The organism is Shewanella sp. 10N.286.51.B2 (assembly GCF_041469265.1).
Taxonomy (GTDB): domain Bacteria; phylum Pseudomonadota; class Gammaproteobacteria; order Enterobacterales; family Shewanellaceae; genus Shewanella.
On sequence record NZ_JBFRKH010000043.1, the window covers coordinates 1 to 17,233 of the forward strand.

Annotated in this window: 13 protein-coding genes; 7 read left to right on the forward strand and 6 right to left on the reverse strand. The window is 42.9% G+C overall.

Annotated elements, in window-relative coordinates; all coding sequences use genetic code 11:
* From AB4140_RS11735 to hemC, 5 genes are all read right to left on the reverse strand, one after another.
* The coding region (locus AB4140_RS11735; protein WP_372001034.1) for a retention module-containing protein at window positions 1-4,565 on the reverse strand (4,565 nt) is incomplete at its 3' end.
* 430 nt (window positions 4,566-4,995) lie between these two features.
* A complete protein-coding gene (locus AB4140_RS11740; RefSeq protein WP_102440239.1) occupies window positions 4,996-6,168 on the reverse strand; it encodes a heme biosynthesis HemY N-terminal domain-containing protein in 1,173 nt (390 codons plus the stop codon).
* Entirely contained in the window at window positions 6,165-7,370 is a 1,206-nt protein-coding gene (locus AB4140_RS11745; RefSeq protein WP_157936125.1) for a uroporphyrinogen-III C-methyltransferase, read from the reverse strand. Before AB4140_RS11745 ends, AB4140_RS11740 begins: the two co-directional genes overlap by 4 nt.
* A gap of 133 nt (window positions 7,371-7,503) precedes the next feature.
* Complete coding sequence (locus tag AB4140_RS11750; protein ID WP_102440237.1) at window positions 7,504-8,220, reverse strand: uroporphyrinogen-III synthase; 717 nt, start codon at window positions 8,218-8,220, stop codon at window positions 7,504-7,506.
* Between the two features lie 5 nt (window positions 8,221-8,225).
* Entirely contained in the window at window positions 8,226-9,155 is a 930-nt protein-coding gene (gene hemC / locus AB4140_RS11755; protein WP_102440236.1) for a hydroxymethylbilane synthase, read from the reverse strand.
* Window positions 9,156-9,412: 257 nt separating this feature from the next.
* Between hemC and AB4140_RS11760 the strand changes: the two genes are divergently transcribed.
* The gene (locus AB4140_RS11760) at window positions 9,413-11,842 is read left to right on the forward strand and encodes a class I adenylate cyclase (protein ID WP_372001036.1); all 2,430 of its coding nucleotides are present in this window, start codon (window positions 9,413-9,415) and stop codon (window positions 11,840-11,842) included.
* 67 nt (window positions 11,843-11,909) lie between these two features.
* Here the strand turns inward: AB4140_RS11760 and cyaY are convergent, their stop codons facing one another.
* A complete protein-coding gene (gene cyaY, locus AB4140_RS11765) occupies window positions 11,910-12,239 on the reverse strand; it encodes an iron donor protein CyaY (RefSeq protein ID WP_076539407.1) in 330 nt (109 codons plus the stop codon).
* An 81-nt stretch (window positions 12,240-12,320) separates the two neighbouring features.
* Here cyaY and lptM point away from each other — a divergent pair, with 81 nt between their 5' ends.
* The 6 genes from lptM to AB4140_RS11795 all read left to right on the forward strand — a co-directional run bounded on the left by lptM (window position 12,321) and on the right by AB4140_RS11795 (window position 17,090).
* Window positions 12,321-12,509, forward strand: a complete 189-nt coding sequence (lptM, locus tag AB4140_RS11770) for an LPS translocon maturation chaperone LptM (RefSeq protein ID WP_241901024.1) — start codon at window positions 12,321-12,323, stop codon at window positions 12,507-12,509.
* A 53-nt stretch (window positions 12,510-12,562) separates the two neighbouring features.
* Window positions 12,563-13,807 carry a diaminopimelate decarboxylase gene (lysA, locus tag AB4140_RS11775; protein ID WP_102476048.1) on the forward strand — a complete coding sequence of 415 codons (1,245 nt, stop codon included), beginning with the start codon at window positions 12,563-12,565 and terminating at the stop codon, window positions 13,805-13,807.
* Window positions 13,808-13,852: 45 nt separating this feature from the next.
* Window positions 13,853-14,680, forward strand: coding sequence for a diaminopimelate epimerase (dapF, locus tag AB4140_RS11780; protein WP_102440233.1), 828 nt, complete (start codon window positions 13,853-13,855; stop codon window positions 14,678-14,680).
* A 74-nt stretch (window positions 14,681-14,754) separates the two neighbouring features.
* Complete coding sequence (locus AB4140_RS11785) at window positions 14,755-15,387, forward strand: DUF484 family protein (protein WP_102440240.1); 633 nt, start codon at window positions 14,755-14,757, stop codon at window positions 15,385-15,387.
* Between the two features lie 69 nt (window positions 15,388-15,456).
* Window positions 15,457-16,377, forward strand: a complete 921-nt coding sequence (gene xerC, locus AB4140_RS11790) for a tyrosine recombinase XerC (RefSeq protein ID WP_372001039.1) — start codon at window positions 15,457-15,459, stop codon at window positions 16,375-16,377.
* Window positions 16,377-17,090, forward strand: a complete 714-nt coding sequence (locus AB4140_RS11795) for an HAD-IA family hydrolase (protein WP_372001041.1) — start codon at window positions 16,377-16,379, stop codon at window positions 17,088-17,090. Before xerC ends, AB4140_RS11795 begins: the two co-directional genes overlap by 1 nt.
* The last annotated feature ends 143 nt before the right edge of the window (window positions 17,091-17,233 follow it).

Sequence of the window (17,233 nt, forward strand, 5' to 3'; positions counted from 1 at the left end):
GTCTCAAAGTCATTGACCGCAGAGCTTGCGCCTAAGGCGGTAATGGTAATGACACCACTGCTGTTAATTTGGAAGAACCCATCTTGGCTGGTGTTGGTGCCCGTGTCGGTGAAGACAAAGCCCACGATCCCGTCTAAGTCGCTGGCATCGACCGTGGCAATTTCAGCGCCTTCGGTCTGGTTCTCAGCGTAGCTGAAGCTTTGATCTGTAAAGTCACTTGGGTCATCAACCGGAGTCACTTCGAGTGTCAGTGTTGCAGTGTCACTAGTATTGGTTGTGTAGGTAATAACCGGTACTTGGCCATTCCAATTATCTTCTGGGGTGAAGGTGTAAGCACCATCTTCATTAATGATTAGGGTGCCACCATCGACAGTAACTTCTGTACCAGCAGTATAAGTGACACCATCAACGTCAAAACTCACCACGGTTAAGCCGTTATCGATATCGCCGTCGTTATCGAGAACATTACCTTCAGCGACGGTATCTTCAGCAACAGTATTGCTGTCATTTTCAAGTACCGCAGTATCATCAACAGGCGTCACTTCAAGGGTTAATGTCGCTGTATCGCCCGTATTGGTGGTGTAAGTAATAACCGGAACTTGGCCATTCCAATTATCTTCTGGGGTGAAGGTGTAAGCACCATCTTCATTAATGTTTAGGGTGCCACCATCGACAGTAACTTCTGTATCAGCAGTATAAGTGATACCATCAACGTCAAAACTCACCACGGTTAAGCCGTTATCGATATCGCCGTCGTTATCGAGAACATTACCTTCAGCGACGGTATCTTCAGCAACAGTATTGCTGTCATTTTCAAGTACCGCAGCATCATCAACAGGGGTGACTTCGAGGGTTAATGTTGCCGTATCACCAGTATTGGTGGTGTAAGTAATAACTGGAACTTGGCCATTCCAGTTAGCTTCAGGGGTGAAGGTGTAAGCTCCATCTTCATTGATGACGAGGGTTCCGCCTTCAACGGTAACTTCTGTACCAGCAGTATAAGTGACACCATCAACTTCAAAACTCACCACGGTTAAGTCGTTATCGATATCGCCGTCGTTATCGAGAACATTACCTTCAGCGACGGTATCTTCAGCAACAGTATTGCTGTCATTTTCAAGTACCGTATTATCATCAACAGGCGTCACTTCAAGGGTTAATGTCGCTGTATCGCCCGTATTGGTGGTGTAAGTGATCACCGGTACGTTACCGTTCCAGTTTTCATTTGGAGTAAAGGTATAGGTGCCGTTTTCATTTAGGACTAAGCTGCCGCCTTCGACAGACACGGTATCGCCTGCATCATGAATGGTGGCATCGCCTGCCACAGTGAAGGTGGCCACGGTTAAGGTGTTATCCACATCAGCGTCATTATCCAGTACGTTACCAGTGGCGGGTGTGTCTTCGGCGACCGTGTTGCTGTCGTTCACTAATACCGCTGTATCATCAACCGGGGTGACTTCAATGGTTAAGGTCGCTGTTGAGCCCGTGTTGGTGGTGTAAGTGATCACCGGTACGTTACCGTTCCAGTTTTCATTTGGGGTAAAGGTATAGGTGCCGTTTTCATTTAGGATTAAGCTGCCGTCTTCGACAGACACGGTATCGCCCGAATCATGAATGGTGGCATCGCCTGCCACAGTGAAGGTGGCCACGGTTAAGGTGTTATCCACATCAGCATCATTATCCAGTACGTTACCGGTGGCGGGTGTGTCTTCGGCGACCGTGTTGGTGTCGTTCACTAATACCGATGCATCATCAACCGGGGTGACTTCAATGGTTAAGGTCGCTGTTGATCCCGTGTTGGTGGTGTAGGTGATCACCGGTACGTTACCGTTCCAGTTTTCATTTGGGGTAAACGAATAACTGCCATCAGCATCTATAACTAACACGCCATCATCTAATGTTACTGACGTACCAGTTGAGTATGTTTCGCCATTAACTTCGAAACGAATAACAGTGAGTGTGTCATCGGTATCGGTATCATTATCTAGAACATTACCTGCAGCGATAGTGTCTTCTGCAACAATAATGCTGTCATTTTCTGCCACAGTAGGAATATCGTAGTCTTCTGTAGAAGTTGCTGTGCCCTTAGCACCATCAGCGCCGTATCCATATACAATGCCATCAATTACAGTGTCGGGATCGTTTAATAAGTCAGTCGCATCGACATCTACTGAGAATGTACCATCAGATTGCATAATCGCTTGGTATTCTTGACCATTAATGGTCAACATAATGATACCGGTAGTGATAGAAGCATCAGCGGTCACGGTACCTGTAATTGTAATCGTGCCAGTCGCTTCATCTGGCGTCAGTATGTTATCGCCAGTGACGGGATCAATATCTAAAGTAATGGTTGTATTATCAGGAAGATCATTATCATAAATACGTAACGTAGCCTGAGTATCACCTAGTACAGCATTGGTTGGATTAGATAAGTTTATTAGCGCAAATTCAGGGCTACCTTCTACGATTAAATCATCTGTAATAGGGACGCTAATATAAGCTGTAGTTTCACCAGGGAGGAAAGTCACAGTGCCACTTACATTAGTGAAATCTTCACCGAATAAAGCGGTTAGCTCTTCTGAGCTATAATCAAGGGTAATGGTTTCTGTGCTTGGTTCACTTAACGTCAGCGTGAATAATGCAAACTCCATTCCTTCTACAACAACGGCGTAGTCAATATCGACAACAGGTAAGTCTGAACCGTTACCGTCGTTATCAAAAATGGCAAATTCTAGTTCTTCATCATAAACATTTTCACCAGTAACAATGGCATTGAAATATTCAGTTGGTTCAATAATGGCATCATCAAAAATAGGCACGCGAATTAGGATGCTATTGTTACCTGCTTCAAGGTTGAAGCTAAATATAGGTCTAGCAAGATCAGCACTTGAATCAATCCCTCCTACAGTCATGGTCTGCCACGTTAGGCCACCATCATTCGAGTATTCAAGAGGAACTAAATAATCATCAGCATATTCGGCAATTGGGTAACCGAGTTGCTCACTGAGTAATTCACTGGTGAAAGTGATGAACAGTTCTTGATCGGTTTCAAATGTGAGTTCACTATTTAAAGTGAATTGATTAAAACCAACATCTTCAAAAACATCTGGAATATTAGCAGATAGATGTGATTTATATTGATCTTGGGTCGCTGAAGTGACGTCTCTGAAGACGGTCCAATCTTCTACACGGTAATCAATACTTAGGCCTTCAAGATCGTATTGGGTAATACCTTCATTTAAGATAATGACAAAATTGCCATCACCTAAATCTTGTAAAGTCCCAATGTCCTCAAAAGCTGCGCTGAGTCTAACATTGCTAACCAATAAGTTTTGGTCGATAACCTGTTGGCCTACAGCACCTTCTAGTAAATCGTTGGCTGAGAAAGTAATTTGACCATCTAATTCATTATAGTTGTAGGTAATTAACCCACCGGGTACGTCAAGGATATCTACGGTACGTTCGTCATGTTCATCAGGGGTTCTATCGCCTGCAATGTCATCAATGGTATCTGCAACATGCTCCATCGCAATGGTTTCAAATACATTTTGGCCATCTTCTTGTCTTTCGGTATCACGGGTAAAAATAATACCTAATTCAGCAAGTACTTGAGAGATCATCTCTTTACCTGCTGTTGCTATATTTAATGGTTGGCCCGTGGTGGGATCAATATAATTGGCTAATGCTTCGTGAACGGATAATAAGATATTGATATTAGTGCTGTAGCTGTCATCATTATTGATCAGACTATTGGTATTTAAAATACCGTCATCAATACCGTCGGATAAATCGTTATCCAAGGCTTGAAGGAAAATAGCCATGTTCTCAACATAATCCATGTTGGTATCTGACAGCAAAGTACCAGCAATATCCTGTAGGAATAAAATATCCCCTTGAATAACATCGGCGCTAAAAGTAGCAATAGTGACGCCACCGACCATGAAAGTAATAGTGTCGCCAGGAAGGTAAGCAAATGATCCCGGTGAACCCAAATCACCGGTAAAACCTGATAATCCAGAAGAGGTGGTAAAGGATACGCCATTGACAAAATTATCGGTAAACTGAGCTACATTAAAGTTGTTATTTAGCGCATCAACGCCATCATCACCTAATGAAAGACTCGCGGTTAAAATATCTGGTGCATCAAAAGAGGTATCAAAGCCTGCTGTAGCAATAGTTTCCGAGCCTTCACGAGCTAATGAAGCGAAATCACTACCACCTTGATTTGTTGCTGTCTCACCTGCTGCGGTTTCAGGTAGTTCAGCGGTTGGATCTTCACCGGATTCAATTAATGCCTGTAGGGCTTCAATCTCAGTGAGCTCATCTGTGGTCATATCTATGATAGTTTCGGCCGATAAGTTATCAGCTATGTTGTCACCATTGAGAATAGTGCCATCGTCAAAGGTCACCACAAACGCAATGCCATCGGCTACTTGGAGTTCTGCCCCTGCAGGAATAGTATCTCCTGGAAGAATGTTTTTTGTTTCATTGTTCAATGTGAGAGTAATCTCTCCATTAGTTGAATTTAAAACACCATTTTTTGTCGTTACAACAGAACTCATGACCTTAGCTCCAATAACCCGCATTTAACCTGATATTCATAGTGTTAGCATAACTATGCATATCGAGGCATTTGCTGTTATAAGTTTGAAAGTTAAATTAACCGCAAGTTAACAATTTTAGCAGTAGCCTTACTATAGGTCAATTTTTTGACCATCTAGTTCTTCGTAATAAACTAATGAATTTAAGAGGGAAATAGAAAAGTCTTGTAAATCAGTACAACTAAGTGATTACAGGCAAATGTTAAATTTTTAATACATTAGAATTAGGTGATGTTGGTAGGCTATTCATGAGATATTTGTTGCTAGATTAGCTTGTTTCACGTAGAAAAAAGCGATAAAAAAACCTGCCAAATGGCAGGCTTTAGTGTCTAACTGATTATAGAAAGCGATTAATTCATTATGAAATTATTGCTTAATATTTGCACAAGTTTTACTCGCTAGCATTAGCCGCTTTTCGATAACTTTGTAGTGCAGCGGTATTTTCACCGAGTTGCTCTTGCACTTGCGCTAATGCCAACCAATGCTGTCGTAATGGTGATACGTCACATACTTTTGTCCAGTGCTCTTTTGCGACTTTAGTATCACGTTTTTGCATGGCTAACTTGGCTAAACACACTTGATATCCAGCATCATGCTCATGGGTTTGCTGGTAACGTTGCAGTAGTTTTCTTATTTCATCATCGTCAGCATCTAGTATGTGGGGCAAGGCCGATAAAATGCTGTTACTGGGTTCGACTTTCAAACTCTTAGAAAGCAGCTTTAAGGCATCTTTTTTACGTTCATACTGGCATAAGCCGCGAGCATAAATGGCGATGAGAGTCGGTTGACTGCGCTCTGTTTTACTAAGCCAGTGCCAACACTTCTCAAGATCTTGTTCGTTAGATTCAGTTGCAGCAGTCAATAGGGCAATATTAGTTTGTTGCTCTATATTATTAAATATCTCATCAGTAACGATTTGACGTTTTTTAATAGCAGGTAAAAGTAACTTTAATGCTTGCCAGTCACCCTGTAACTGATATAAATCCAAGGCTAATTTTAGCACTGGGGTTTTACTTTTACTGGTTGGATTGAGTAATTGTAGCTCTATTCTCGCCTCAGCTAATTGACCCTGTTGGATAAGGTAGCGAGTTTTTGAGGTTCTGGCTGCGGTTTGTGCTAGCGGATCTTCTGCCGCTTGAGCTAAATATTGATCACGGGCTTGGCTATTGTGTTGATGATGAGCAGCGCGGGCGGCGGCAAATAAATTCAAAGCCGGCAGTTCGCCTTTTGCTGCGCCTTTAGACATGGCTTTTTCAGCACTAGGCCAGTCTTCTTCTGCCAGTGCTAAGGCCCCTTGTAAGGTATGTTTTTTAGCGGCTTGTTTGCGCCAGCGATCAGGTAAATAGCGGCTATGAATAATGATATTCAGTAGGAAAATAATCAGCCATTCAACTATCTGTAGCGCTGCATAAAATAAAATTAACCCCAGTAAACCAAAGACTAAACTGGTTTCTATTTGATAATCGCCCGCCGCAATATAAATATAGCCTGTGTTGCCGATGATAAATGGGCTGATACAAAAACCGATTAAAATGATAATCACATATGCAAGAGTTTTAATCATGACTGTGGTTCCTCTGCTGGAACCAACTCACCGTAAGTAATGAGCTGCTGAAGTAATCGGGTAGACTCAAATTTTTGCTGGTTTATTTCTTCAATGGTGACCGTCATTAGTGCATCTAAAGCCCGCAGCGCTTCTTGGGTTTTATCTTCGTCTAAATCAAAGTATTGCTGGATCCACGTTCGCGCAAAGCCAACCGATTGGCGATAATTAACTTGATCATGTTGATACAGGGCTAACTGAGCTTGGAGTAATTTATTGCGGATATTTTCAACCAGATACCATTGCTGATCTGGGGCTAGTAGCGGCTCAAGATCTGTAGTGCGCTTACGAATAGTGATAAAACCATCCGTTACTGAATGCCAAGTCTTGGCTAAATTACTTTGCCAGTCATCTACTGAATCTGAGATGGCATTTTGCTCCGCCAAGTCTTCTGCTGCTTGGGCTTTAGCGCGATTCAATGGCAAGGTATCTAACTGATTAAGTATGCCATCAATAGCGTAAATGGTGCCTGCCACATCAGTGGTTTTGATGGAATTAGTTCGGGCGAGATCATTGGCAAGTGCGCGGCGTATCGGCAATAAGGTGGGATCTTTCATTGCTTCAATACGCTCATCAGCAGATGTTAATAAACTTGCTGCTGTTTTAGGGTCGTTTTCAAGAGCCAGTTTTCTAGCTGCCATACGGACTAAGTATTCAGCTTCAGATGCCATCCAGTTATTTGGATTACGCTGAGCTAGTGTAGCGACCCGTTGCTGTAATTGCTGTTGTGATTTAGCTAACTGCGCTTGTTGCTGATAAGCCTGTGAATTTTGCTGTTGCTGGGCTTCTAATACTGCAATGCGTTTATTGGGTTCTACCAGCGCTTGCGTGACTTGACTACCTATTACGCTGGTTTGTTGGTTTTGAGTTTGCAGCTGCTGTTTTTGCTCTTGCAGTTCCATCCATAGCAGATAGCTTAGGCCTATTCCGCCAATGGCAATGATCAGGCAAATAAGAATACTGAAACGCACCCACCATGAACTTTTACTACGGTGTTTTTTTTCTGGGCTAGCCTCAGAGTTTGTGGCTTGCTTTTGTGTGGTTGATGAGGGATTTTCTGACTCAGGTTCGCTCACTTTATCTGCTTCGATAACAGGAGTTGATTCAATCACATCATTGTCTGAATGAGCTTGTTGATTAGGATCTTGTTTGTTGTGTTCCATGAGCTGTCCTTGAGTACCTAGTTTGATCATCCACAGTGCGACCAAATCATTAATGCGAGCAAAAACACGATAAGGCAAAGTTACAGTTTGGCAGGATTAAACATTATCGCAAATACAAATGACTCGCTAATGATTAAACAGATAATGCAGCTAAAACAGCTTGAGTATTCGCGCCACTTGCATTGGTGACGTGAGTTAACCCGACTATTTTTGCTCTTTGCTCCACTCGATTACTGGGGACTATGATATGACATGATTGCAACCATGCAAATAACTCTTTTGGAACAAGTTTAATTAGATTCTCTAGCACATCGCCACTGGTGACGATTATGGTATCAATGCCGAATTGCTGCCACTGACTGCAAACCAAGGCTGAATCTAGCTTTGGCAGGCTGCGTTGGTAGACTTCCCAGTAGCAAACATTGGCCTGTCTGAGAGTCAGTTGCTCAGCGATAGTTTCGCGGCCGCCAATACCTCTTACGATAACAATGTGTTGATTTTTAATATCGCTTAATGATGTCAGTGATAATAAGCCTTCACTGTCCTGGCTGTCTTCAGGGGCAATTTCAGGAGTGATGTTATATTGCGACAGGGCATCAGCGGTGGCTTGGCCAACGGCGTAATAGCGACAATCTGGAAATTTATCATTAAGGCTAATGGCTGCAAACTTTACCGCATTAGTGCTAATAAAAATTAAGCTGTCAGCTTGGGTGAGGGTGTTGGGGTTAATCCGGTTGTGAGTAGGTACCACAGCTAATAAAGGAGTGACCATGAAGTCGACTCCTTTCGCTTTAAGCTTATCTGCCATAGCTTGATTGCGCCCCTCAGGGCGCGACAGTAAGACTTTCATCTCGATTACTGGTTGTAAACAGCGTCTAGAATGGTTTTAGCACCGCGGCTAAGTAAATCTTCAGCCAGTTGCTCACCTAATGCAACCGCATCAGTTTTTAAACCAGTCACATTACCTTCAATGATTTGGCTGCCATCAGGGTTACCCACTAGGCCACGAAGATGTAAGCTATCGCCATCAATTTCAGCATAAGCACCGATTGGTACCTGACAGCCACCTTCTAAGCGCATATTCATCGCTCTTTCGGCAAAAACACGGTAACGAGTTTCTAAATGCTCAAGTGGCGCAAGCAATGCTTTAACGCGTTCGTCATTCATGCGGCACTCAATGCCGACAGCGCCTTGGCCATTTGCAGGTAGTGAGTCTTCAGCTGAAATAAAGCTGGCAATACGCTCATCAAGTTTTAGGCGGATAAGACCTGCAGCAGCAAGGATAATCGCATCGTAATCGCCGCTATCTAATTTAGCTAAGCGAGTACCGACATTGCCACGTAAGTCTTTAATGACGAGATCTGGGCGAGCCGCACGGATTTGACATTGACGACGAAGACTTGAAGTACCCACAACAGCGCCTTGTGGTAATTCTTCAATGGTTTTGTAAGTGTTTGATACGAATGCATCACGTGGATCTTCACGCTCACAAATCACTTGTAAACCTAGACCTTCAGGGAAGTCTACCGGTACATCTTTCATTGAATGCACCGCGATATCAGCGCGATTTTCAAGCATGGCAACTTCAAGTTCTTTAACAAAAAGACCTTTACCGCCAACTTTAGCCAGAGGCGTATCTAAAATAACGTCTCCTTTTGTGCTCATTGGTAATAGCTCTACGGTTAAATCTGAATGAATACGTTCAAGTTCTGCTTTTACGAATTCTGCTTGCCACATTGCAAGTGGGCTTTTACGTGTAGCGATACGAATAACATTTTGAGACATGCCAAAGAGTTCCATCAATAGACTTAATTGCAATAATGCTAACATTGCCAGAAAGCAGATGTAACAAATCGATAGCGATTGTTTGAACTATGCACGTAGTTTTTTTGTGATACAGATCTCATTTGCTGGTGTATTTAAATAAAAGTGCTAACATGATCACGTTTCTACTAATTTATTTAACGCTAATCAACATGGTTTTTAACTGCGCTGCAGTATGTTGATAATTAGTAACTTAGTGCTAGTAACAGGATGATACTTTGAATCAAAAGGTTTATCGCTCCATCGAGATAGCTAATCAACTCAATCTTGTTCGATATGAACGGGTTAAATCCTTATTGTCGCCAATTCAGCAACAGCTTTTCGATATCATTCCTTATTTGATCCATCATCATAATGTGCAACTGCCCGGCAGTAACTCCGCTTTAACGCCTTTTGGGATCAGCCAATTTGACATGACACCTGCTATGGAACAGGCGCGTCACAGTCTGCATTTACCCAGTTTAGATCTGCAAGCAGCCCAGCCCAGTGCGTTCGAAGGAGTGTATTCCATGGGCAGCACCGCAAGTTTTGGCCAAAACCCTAAAAGTGATGTTGATGTGTGGTTGGTTTACAAATCAAGCTTAAGTCATGCTGATTTAGCATTAGTTACTGAAAAAACAGACCAATTGACTCAGTGGTTTGCAAGTTTTGATTTTGAAGTGAATTTTTATCTGGTACACCCATTACAGTTTAGAGAATGCAGCGCATTTGATAATTGTTACAGCTCCCTTGGCGAAGAGCACAGTGGCAGCACCCAGCATTGGTTATTATTAGAAGAATTTTATCGCTCCCATATTCGTTTGTCTGGTAAAGCGGCGGGGTGGTGGCCGGGTGCTGACGCTGATAACGAAGTGTTGTTTTTAGGCGATGTACAATCCATGCCGGCAACTGAATATTTTGGCGCCTCATTATGGCAACTCTATAAGGGGCTCAATAAACCCCATAAAGCCTTGCTTAAGGTATTGCTGCTGGAAACCTATGCCGCAGAGTACCCGCAAGCAAATTTTATTACCCAGCAGATTTGGCAACAGTGCCTGCAAGGGGATTTTGCTGAATCCAATGATGCCTATTTAATTTTATATCAGCGTATTGAAGCATATCTACTCGGGCGACGGGACACGCGCCGCCTCGAAATTGTCCGCCGCTGTTTTTATCTTAAGTGCGGTGTTAACTTAACAAATCGCTGCGTGGCCAGAGATTGGCGCAGAGATAAAATGCAGCAATTGGTTGAGGACTGGGGTTGGCCCCATAGTTTGTTAGAAACACTGGATAACAGCCAGCACTGGCATTCAGGGCAACTTAAATGGTTTAACAAGCAGCTTAATGAATTGCTACTAATCAGTTATCGCACCTTATTGGACTTTGCCTCAAAACAAGCATTAAGCGATCGCTTTAGAGTGGAAGAATTAGGGATCCTTGCCCGTAAACTTCATACTTATTTCAGTGACGATGAGCATCAATTATTACCTTTAAACAAGCTGTGGAGCGGCTCAATAATCGAGCCTCATTTAACCATTATCCATAGCCTTAAAGAGTCACGATTTTACTTATATCGACAGCCGCATAATTCTGGGCAGCTATTGGGTGAGTCAGCCATTATTAAAGCCGACACACCCACAGCATTGATTGCGTGGGCGGTGATGAATGATATTTCTACTGCGGACACTCAGTGGCAAGAGTATGGCCGCAGTAAACACCGTAAAGCCCGCTTGACTCAATTGGCATTAAGCCTTAATCCGTTGATGACGGCGACAAGCAAAGTCTCCAAAGCTGAATTGTGTCAGCCATTTTTTTATAAAAAAATTATTGTTGTGGCCAATCTTGATAAAGACCCAACCATCAAGTGGCAAGGGCAAGAGATCATGATTGATTACATGAACTCCAATGTTTTTTCCTTAGGCAAAAAACAGCAAAATATGTTGTCTACCATTGATATCATTTGTCTCAATAGTTGGGGCGAGTGGCATTGTCATCGTTTTAAAGGTCCATTGGGATTATTAGAGGCGCTGTCTTTTGTTGCTATAGGCTTAAAATGTAAACCTGAGCAAGTAGAAATTAATATTGTCGCCTGTGCCCAGCGGCTGAAAAAACAATTACATGATGCGCTGCAGGGGATTTTTTCTCAATGCGTCAAATACTGTTATGAGGCGCGCACTTTCTCAGGGTTAATGCATCCGTTACAGCTTGGCGGCCATCGTTATGGTTTATATTTTAATCCCATGGGTTTGGTGTATAACCTCTTGGGTGATGACGCGGTTAAAGCTGGGCCGATAAAAGTGCAGCGTTTTAAAAAGCCGCAGCTGAATGCGCCAGCTGCCATCATCAAAGCTGATCCCTACGGCGGTATCCCCAATGTGATTAAGTTGTATATTTCCAAAGGGGCAAAGCAATACTTTTTACGCCAGCGACCTGATGTTTTAGATGTGTTTATTATTGATGAAGCAAACGAGCTTAAACATCAATTATATGAAAATATGTCGATGCAGGAGTTGGTGGAAAAAGAAAGCCACAGCTTTGCGTTTGAGCAGGGGGTATCATCACAGCATTATTTTAATATGCCGCAATTTTTTAAATTAGAAAGAATAAACGGTGAGTTAAACGTGGTGCCATTTGGGGTGATGATAAATGAATTGAGTTCAGACTTCTAAACCCAATTCAGTTTTGCTGACATTATCACTTTAGATATCGACAATTTGAGCTAGTACACCTGAGGGATTAAATCGCCAGCGAAATACCGCTTTGCTTTTTAATCGACTCAATCACAAACGGCATGAATATATTGTCATTACGCTCATCAAACCACTTTCCATCAACTAACGCAAAGTGATAACCACCAAAGCGAGTCGCAATCCAGAGCTCATGTAACGGCTCTTGTTTATTGATGACGATTTGCGAACCATCTTCAAACTCAAGCTGTAAAACATTACCACTGGCATTGATGTCTACATCGGCATCTTGCTCGTCAATAGCAGCTTCAATGGCATTTTCTATCTTGCTGAACATCTCATCTGCCAATTGATGAAACTCTGTATCTGTCATAGCCATGCATTTCAATCCTTGTGCTTTCTAGGTTATGAATGCGATTATAAGGCTATAACTCCCCAGATGCATAGAATGTTGAGAAAAATGAGACTGTTTTTATTCGTAATGCTTGCTAGCCTATCCATTATAGGCTGCGGACAAAAAGGCCCTTTATATAAAACTCCTGACGCAGAAACCAATCAGGAACAGCGAAAACCGCCAGAGTCTACCCTTGAGGAAAACCAAGTTAAACCTCAGACTCAGTCTCAACAATTGCCTCAAAAGCTAGGTTAAAGCCGCCTTTATCGCATAAAAGTATTACAGAATAATAAACAAGGAATCGCATAGTGGATCATTTTATTTATCAACAAGACAGCTTATTTGCTGAAGGCTGCTCAGTAGAGCAATTGGCTCGTGAGCATGGTACGCCGCTATATATTTATTCGCGCGCAACCTTAGAGCGCCATTGGCATGCCTTTGATAATGCCGTGGCAACGCACCCTCATTTAATTTGTTATGCCGTTAAAGCTAACTCTAACCTTGCGGTGCTGAACGTATTAGCACGTTTAGGCAGTGGCTTTGATATTGTTTCTGGCGGTGAATTAGCCCGGGTTATTACCGCTGGCGGCGACCCTAAAAAAGTGGTTTTTTCTGGGGTTGGTAAAACAACGGCGGAAATGGAACAAGCACTGAATATTGGTATTTATTGCTTTAATGTTGAATCAAGCGCTGAGCTTGAGCAACTTAATGAGGTAGCTGGCCGTTTAGGTAAAGTGGCCCCAATATCATTGCGAGTTAACCCAGATGTGGATGCCGGCACTCACCCGTATATTTCTACCGGGCTTAAAGAAAACAAATTTGGTATCGCCATGGATGAAGCTGAGCAAGTGTTCGCTCGCGCCCATAGTTTGCCTAATCTAGATGTTAAAGGGGTTGATTGTCATATTGGCTCACAGTTAACTGAAATGCGCCCGTTTTTAGATGCCATGGACCGAATGCTAGCGCTAATTGACCGCTTAGCAGTGCAGGGCATTGAAATTAAGCATTTCGATGTCGGTGGTGGCTTAGGGGTGACTTATGATGGTGAAACTCCGCCGCATCCTGATGTGTACGCCGCCGCCTTACTTGAGCGCTTGGGCGATCGACCACTAAAATTGATATTTGAACCCGGGCGCGCCATTGCAGCTAACGCCGGCATTTTTGTCACTCAAGTGTTGTCATTAAAAGAAAACAGCGATAAGCGCTTTGCTATTGTGGATGGCGCCATGAACGATCTCATTCGTCCGTCGTTGTATTCAGCTTGGCAAAACATTATCCCTGTTAACCAAACTGCGGCGCAAACCTTTGCTTATGATGTGGTCGGCCCAGTCTGTGAAACCGGTGACTTTTTAGGTAAAGACCGTCAGTTAAATGTGGCAGCAGGTGACTTTTTAGCTGTACGTTCAAGTGGGGCATATGGCTTTGTGATGGCATCTAACTATAACTCTCGTCCACGTGTGGCAGAGGTCATGGTCGATAAAGATCAAAATCAAGTGATCCGTGAGCGTGAAAAGATTGAACAATTGTGGCAAGGTGAACATATACTGCCGTAATAGTTTATCAATACGTTCATAATAGTTCGATAAAGGAAGACACTTTTGATCCAATTCACCAAGATGCATGGTCTAGGTAATGATTTTATGGTGGTTGATGGCGTAACACAGAATGTGTTTTTTTCGCCAGATCAAATTCGCCGATTAGCCGATCGTAACTTCGGGATCGGTTTTGATCAGCTGCTATTAGTCGAGCCGCCTTACGACCCAGATTTAGATTTTCATTACCGCATATTTAATGCAGATGGTAGTGAAGTTGAGCAGTGTGGCAATGGCGCCCGCTGCTTTGCGCGTTTTGTGCGTAACAAAGGGTTAGTCAATAAATACAAAATCCGCGTTAGCACCAGCTCAGGTAAAATGACCCTGCGCTTAGAGCGTGATGGCAGCGTTACCGTGAATATGGGCGTGCCTATCACAGAGCCCAGTAAAATCCCATTTCGGGCCAAACGCAGCGAAAAAACCTATTTATTAACAAGCCCAAAGCAAACGTTTCTTTGTGGTGCCATTTCTATGGGCAACCCCCATTGTGTATTAGATGTGGATGATGTTGCCACTGCAGAGGTGGAAGAAATTGGCGCTATGCTGACCCGTCATGAGCGTTTCCCTAAAGGGGTTAACGTTGGCTTTATGCAAGTGGTTAATCGTGGCCATATTAAGCTTAGAGTCTATGAGCGCGGCGCAGGTGAAACATTGGCTTGTGGTACCGGCGCTTGTGCTGCAGTGGCCATTGGGATTTTGCAAAATAAGTTAGATAACCAAGTTAAAGTTGACTTACCCGGTGGTAGTTTAAACATTAACTGGGAAGGTGAGGGCAAGCCGTTATGGATGACTGGACCTGCTGAACATGTATTTGATGGACAAATCCAGTTATGACCGATGTAATTAATACCAAAAAAATGCTCGCCCAAAATGCCAAAGCAGCAGCTGATTTGGGCGCTGACTTAAGCATGCCGACATTATCGATGGAGGATTTAGCCATCGATGAGCACCTGATCCGCGAGTATTTGCTGCAAAATCCAGAGTTCTTTAATCGTTACCCTGAATTATTGCTGGCGATGCGTTTATCTCATCACGAACGCGGCGCAGTGTCATTGGTCGAGCGCAGGCAAGAAATGCTGCGCACCCGAGTTACCCAGCTTGAAGAAGAAATTACCTCATTAATGAAGATAGCCACCGAGAACGAGAAAATTTTTCGCTTTAATCGGCAGTTATCCTTAGACATTCTAAAGTGTGAAGATTTAGGCCAATTAAGACAGTTGGTGTCACAAAGCCTTAAGCAAGAGTTCGGCTTTACCCATGTAAGGCTGATAACCGTGCATGATATTGACAGCGAATTGGCTAAGATTTGGCGTCAGCGTATTCAGCAAGGTTATTATTTTGGCCGCTTAACCCAATCAGAGTCTAAGCGTTTATTTGGTGGCGAAGTCGGCTCAGTAGCATTGACCAAGCTGTCAGATGAAAATGGTCAGGTGATTTTTGGGGTTGCATCAGCTGATGCGGCGCATTTTCATCCGGATATGGATAATTTGTTTTTTGAACAAATACGCGATTTACTCGACCATATGCTGCCGAAATTTTAAATGTCACAACTTTTTTAAGCTTTAACATTACTGTTTTAGCTTTATCATGATCTGCTTGGAGGTAGTGTTATGAGTCAGCTAAGTTGGTTAGCCTCATTTGAACGCTACCTTATTTCAGAACGTCAATTATCCCCCTACAGTGTGCGCAATTACCTGTATGAAATTAATCGTGCCAGCAAAATAATATTTACTCACGATGAATTAACCGAGAATGATGATTCATGGCTGGCGGTAAGCCGTGAGCAATTACAAGCCGTTTTAGCCAAACTTCACCGCCAAGGCTTAAGCCCGCGCTCGTTATCTTTATGTTTATCTTCTTTAAAACAATTCTTTGAGTTTTTAGTCCGTGAGCAAGTGATTAATGCCAATCCAGCGAAAAACCTTAATGCCCCTAAGCAAGCTAAGCCTTTACCTAAAAATATGGATTTAGATGCGGTCACGCATTTATTAGATATCGATGCTAGCGACCCCTTGAGTAAACGAGATAAAGCCATCATGGAGCTGTTTTATTCTAGTGGCTTACGTCTGGCGGAGCTCGCGAGTTTAGATATTCACGATATTGATTTTCAGCAGCATGAAGTCAAAGTCATGGGTAAGGGCAGTAAACAGCGGATTGTACCTGTGGGTAAAATAGCCCTTAGCGCGTTACAGACTTGGCTTGATTCACGGACTGAAATGCCATCAGCTGAAGCCGGTGACGCGTTATTTATCAGCCAACAGGGAAAACGTTTATCTCACCGCAGCATTCAACTGCGGATGAATAAATGGGGTCAGGAGCAAGCATTATCTGCAAAAGTTCACCCGCATAAATTGCGCCATTCCTTTGCAACGCATATGCTTGAATCAAGTGCTGATTTAAGAGCGGTGCAAGAATTGCTGGGTCATGCCAATCTGTCAACGACCCAAATCTACACCAGCCTTGATTTTCAGCACTTAGCGAAAGTGTATGATGGCGCTCACCCTAGAGCGAAAAAAGCCAAGGGGAAATAATGAAACAATACCTAAGACTGAAACCGTTTAAAGCTATTAGCTTTGATTTAGATGACACCCTGTATGACAACGTGTCGCACATTATTAAAGCTGAAGCTGAATTATCACATTTTATGCAAGATAACTTTAAAGCGCCGTTAAATTGGGATGTTTCCCAGTGGCGCTTATTAAAATCTCAGGTGATTGCAGAGCATCAAGAGTTGGCCCATGACACCACTGCCGCGCGCTATGAAGTGTTACGCCAAGGCTTACTGCTATGGGGCTACAGTGAAGCTCAAGCTAGCCAAGGTGCCCAGCAAGGGATGCAATGTTTTAGCTTTCACCGTAGTGATTTTAAGATAACGGATGAAGTATTAAGTTACCTTGCCAGTTTAGGAAAGCACTTTCCGTTAGTGGGTATTACCAATGGTAATGTTGATGCATCGCGCATTGGTCTTGATGAAGTATTGCAATTTGTGCTGCATCCCGGTCATGGGGTTAGGATGAAACCTTACAGTGACTTATTTGATCTCAGTTGTAGCCACTTAGACATTAAACCCAGTGAATTACTGCATATTGGCGATCACTCCATTAGTGATGTGTTAGGTGCCAGAAAAACGGGTTGTCAAAGTGTGTGGTTAAATCATCAAGCGAGTGACAACAGGCAAGCCAAATATATTTTACCCCATATTGAAATCCATCAATTAGATGATCTTACAAGCTTGTTTGGCTAATATTTTTAGCAATATCTATTTGTAAAAGAGTTTATTTTAACTCCCTTACTTTGAACTGTGTTTTTCAAATTATAAGTGCCTTAACGGGCATTTTTTTTGGCTGCTTTTGGCGAAAAATAGCCAAAAAAAAATGGTTCTGCTGG

Excerpts from the sequence above, each read along its gene's own strand:
- hemC (WP_102440236.1), bottom strand. The coding sequence starts at position 9,155 with ATGTCTCAAAATGTTATTCGTATCGCTACACGTAAAAGCCCACTTGCA.
- cyaY (WP_076539407.1), bottom strand. The coding sequence starts at position 12,239 with ATGGCTATGACAGATACAGAGTTTCATCAATTGGCAGATGAGATGTTC.
- xerC (WP_372001039.1), top strand. The coding sequence starts at position 15,457 with ATGAGTCAGCTAAGTTGGTTAGCCTCATTTGAACGCTACCTTATTTCA.
- AB4140_RS11795 (WP_372001041.1), top strand. The coding sequence starts at position 16,377 with ATGAAACAATACCTAAGACTGAAACCGTTTAAAGCTATTAGCTTTGAT.
- lptM (WP_241901024.1), top strand. The coding sequence starts at position 12,321 with ATGAGACTGTTTTTATTCGTAATGCTTGCTAGCCTATCCATTATAGGC.
- AB4140_RS11750 (WP_102440237.1), bottom strand. The coding sequence starts at position 8,220 with ATGAAAGTCTTACTGTCGCGCCCTGAGGGGCGCAATCAAGCTATGGCA.
- AB4140_RS11785 (WP_102440240.1), top strand. The coding sequence starts at position 14,755 with ATGCCGACATTATCGATGGAGGATTTAGCCATCGATGAGCACCTGATC.
- AB4140_RS11745 (WP_157936125.1), bottom strand. The coding sequence starts at position 7,370 with ATGGAACACAACAAACAAGATCCTAATCAACAAGCTCATTCAGACAAT.
- AB4140_RS11740 (WP_102440239.1), bottom strand. The coding sequence starts at position 6,168 with ATGATTAAAACTCTTGCATATGTGATTATCATTTTAATCGGTTTTTGT.